The 3,854-nt window shown below is 74.1% G+C and carries 2 protein-coding genes; both read left to right on the top strand.

Annotated features, from left to right (window positions below; genetic code table 11):
- Positions 1-2,138 (top strand): amino acid adenylation domain-containing protein (locus VGR37_07545; protein ID HEV2147241.1); only part of this gene is annotated, 2,138 nt, incomplete at its 5' end.
- A gap of 55 nt (positions 2,139-2,193) precedes the next feature.
- Positions 2,194-3,854 (top strand): condensation domain-containing protein (locus VGR37_07540; GenBank protein HEV2147240.1); only part of this gene is annotated, 1,661 nt, incomplete at its 3' end.

Raw genomic sequence — 3,854 nt, 5'->3', positions numbered from 1 at the left:
CCTTCGCGCTGCACCTGCGCGTCGCCGCGCGCGGCGACGGGGTGGCGCTGGAGCTGACGGGGACGGAGGGCTTCACGGCGCCCCATCTGGCGCTGCTCCTGGACCGGTACGACACGCTGCTCGCCGACGCCCTCGCGCGGCCGGACGCCCCGGTGGCCGCGCTCGCGGTGATGAGCGCCGAGGAGCGCACCCGCGTGCTCGGCTCCTTCAACCGCGCGGCGGCCCGGCGGATCCCGGCGCCGCAGCCGGTCCACGTGCTCTTCGAGGCCCAGGCGGCCCGCACCCCCGACGCCGAGGCCGTCCGCGTCGGCTCCCGGGTGCTCACCTACGCGGAGCTGAACCGCGGCGCTAACCGCCGTGCCCGCCACCTCCGCGCGGCGGGGGTCGGGCCCGAGGCGCGCGTGGGGATCATGCTCCCCAGCTCTCCCGAGCGGCTGGAGACGGTGCTTGCCGTGTTCAAGGCCGGGGGAGCGTACGTCCCCCTCGATCCCTCGTACCCGCGCGACCGGCTCGACTTCATGATCCGTGACGCGGGCCTGCGCCTGGTGCTCACGCGGGGGGAGCTGCGCCCGAGCCTCCCCGACGTGGAGGGGGTGGAGGTGCTCGCCTGGGACGAGGTGGCCGAACCGGTTGCCGGCCATCCCGACGGCGACCTCGAACTCCCCGGGGTGGACCCGGCGGGCGCCGCGTACGTGATCTACACCTCCGGCTCCACCGGCATCCCCAAGGGCGTGGTGGTGGAGCATCGCGCCCTGGCCGGGCACGGCCTGAGCGTCGGGGAGCACTTCGGCCTGGCCGCGAGCGACCGGGTCCTCCAGTTCGCCTCCTTCAACTTCGATGCGTCGGTGGAGCAGATGCTCGCACCGCTCCTCTGCGGAGCGTGCGTGGTGCTGCGCGAGGAGGGAGTGCCGAGCGTGGAGGCGCTGGGCCGCCTCGTCGCGGACTCCGGCCTGACGGTGCTCAACCTCCCCACCGCGCAGTGGCACCTCCTGGCCGAGGAGTGGGCCCGCGGCGAGGCCGTTCCGGACACCAGCCGCCTGCGCCTGATGATCGCAGGTGGGGAGGCGATGCTCCCCTCCTTCGTGCGGCGCTGGCGGGAGACGCCCGCCGGGGGGGCGCGGCTGCTCAACGCGTACGGTCCCACGGAAGCGGTGGTCACCGCGTCCACCTTCGAGGTGCCGGCGGACTTCGGCGCGGACGGCCTCCCCCTTAGCGTGCCCATCGGGCGGCCGATCGGGAGCCGGGCCGCCTACGTCCTGGACGAGCGCATGGAGCCGGTCCCGATCGGCGTGCCCGGCGAGCTGCACCTGGGCGGGGAGCAACTGGCCCGCGGCTACCTGGCGCGTCCGGAGCTCACGGCGGACCGGTTCGTCCCCGATCCGTTCTCAGCCGATCCGGGCGCGCGGATGTACCGCACGGGCGACCGGGTGCGCTGGCAGGACGACGGCACGCTGGAGTTCCTGGGGCGGGTGGACCACCAGGTGAAGGTGCGCGGCTTCCGCATCGAGCTGGGCGAGATCGAGGCGGTGCTCAACCGGCACGCGGAGATCCAGCAGTGCTCGGTGGTGGTGGAGGAGAGAAGCGAAGCGGAAAAGCAGCTGGTGGCCTACTGGGTGCCCGCCGGGGAGCCCCTTCCCACCTCCGCCCAGCTGCGCGCGTTTCTCCAGGAGCGCGTCCCGGAGTACATGGTGCCGGGCGCCTTCGTGGCGCTCCATGCGATGCCGCTCACCGCCGTGGGAAAGGTGGACCGCTCCCTCCTCTCGGCCCAGCGCCGCATCCAGGTGGAGCGCTCCTTCGTTCCGCCCTCGACCCCCGTGGAAGAGCAGGTCGCGGCGATCTGGTGCGAGGTGATGAAGCTGGAGCGGGTGAGCATGGACGACAACTTCTTCGAGCTGGGAGGGCACTCGCTCCTCGCGACGCAGCTCACCTCCCGCATCCGCAAGCACTTCGGGATCGACCTGCAGATCGGGCGGGTGATCGACGCCGAGACGGTCGCGGAGCTCTCCCGCGTGGTGGAGCCGTTGCTGGAGGCGCGTGGAGAGGGAGGGGAGGAGATGGAGATGGAGTCGATCGGCCCGGCCGCGCGCGACGGCCGGCGCATCCGCGCGACCGATCTCACCTCGCTCGTCGACGAGTAGCCGCGTGTGGGCTCTCCCACCGGCTACCGACCGCACCTCAGGGGATCTGCATACCGTGGATAGCGGCCAGCAAGTACGGAGCACACCCGAGCCGGAGGGTGCGGGGGACGACGTGTACGTCCTCCCCACCTCCTTCGCGCAGCAGCGGATGTGGTTCCTGGACCGGCTCTCGGAGGGGAGCGGCGCCTACAACACGCCCATCGCGGTGCGGCTCGGGGGCGCGCTGGACCGCGGCGCTCTCACCCGCGCGCTCGCCGGGGTGGTAGGGCGCCACGAGGTGCTGCGCACCACCTTCCCCACCATCGACGGCGAGCCCGTGCAGGTGGTGGCTCCGGCGGCGCGGGTGGGGTGGCCGGTGGTGGACCTCTCCGCCCTGCCGCGGGCCGCGCGCGCGGAGGAGTCGGAGCGCCGGATCGCCGAGGCCGCCCGGACGCGGTTCGATCTGGCCCGGGGGCCGCTGCTGCGCACCGCGCTGCTCCGCCTCGCCCCCGACGAGCACGTCGCGCTCTGCACGCTGCACCACATCGTCTCCGACGGGTGGTCGCTGGAGGTGCTGGTGCGTGAGCTCGCAGAGGGCTACGCCGCCGCCCTGGAGCGGCGTCCCCCCTCGCTCCCTCCGCTGCGCATCCAGTACGCCGACTACGCCGCCTGGCAGCGACGGTGGATGGAGGGGAGCGGCTTCCGCCGCCAGCTCGACTACTGGCGCGAGAAGCTGTCGGGCGCGCCCGCGGCGCTCGATCTCCCCACCGACCACCCGCGACCGGCGCGGTCGTCCTTCCGGGGCGCGGCCCGGTCGTTCCGGATCCCGGCGGGCCTCCTCGCCGCGGTCGCGCAGCTGGCCCGGCAGCAGGCCGCCACCCCCATGATGGGCCTCCTGGCGGCGTTCAAGGTGCTGCTGGCCCGCTACACGGGGCAGACCGACATGGTGGTGGGCACCCCCATCTCCAACCGCAACCGCGCGGAGCTGGAGCCGCTGATCGGGTTCTTCGCCAACACGGTCGTGCTCCGTACGGACCTGTCCGGGAGCCCCACCTTCCGGGAGGTCCTCCGGCGCGTGCGCCAGACCTCCCTGGAGGCGCACGCGCACCAGGACGTCCCCTTCCAGAAGGTGGTGGAGGCGCTGCGCCCCGACACGGAGCCCGCCGGCAACCCGCTCTTCCAGGTGAGCTTCAACCACCGGCCCGCGGAGGGCCCGGAGGAGGTGCGCATCCCGGGGCTCACCCTCCGCCCCCTCAAGGGGGGCTACGAGGCGGCCAAGTTCGACCTCCAGCTCTACCTGAGCGAGGGCGCGGACGGGGTGCACGGAACGATGCTCTACCGGACCGACCTCTTCGAGGCCGCCACCATCGAGCGGATGCTGCGGCATTACGAGCGGCTCCTGCGCGCCGCCGTGGACGCGCCGGACACCGCGGTCGGCCGCCTCCCCCTGCTCTCCGACGGGGAGCTGCGGCAGCTCCTGGAGGAGTTCAACCGTCCGGAGCTCGCGGCCGCGCGCGAGGAGGCGCTGCGCCCCCTCCTGGAGCGGTGCGGCGGCGCTGCCCGCGGCCCCGGGGCGGTGTACGTGCTGGACGGGGAGCTCCAGCCCGTTCCGGTGGGCGTCTGGGGAGAGGTGTGCCTGGGCGGCCCCCTCGTGCCGGGATCCGAGGCCGGGGTGCGGCGCACCGCGGTGCGGGGGCGCTGGCGCGCCGACGGGACGCTGGAGCACCGGGCCGCGGC

This window comes from Longimicrobiaceae bacterium, from assembly GCA_035936415.1.
Lineage (GTDB): Bacteria > Gemmatimonadota > Gemmatimonadetes > Longimicrobiales > Longimicrobiaceae > JAFAYN01.
Note: the sequence above shows the minus strand (reverse complement) of the source record. Positions and strands in the feature narration are given on the sequence as shown.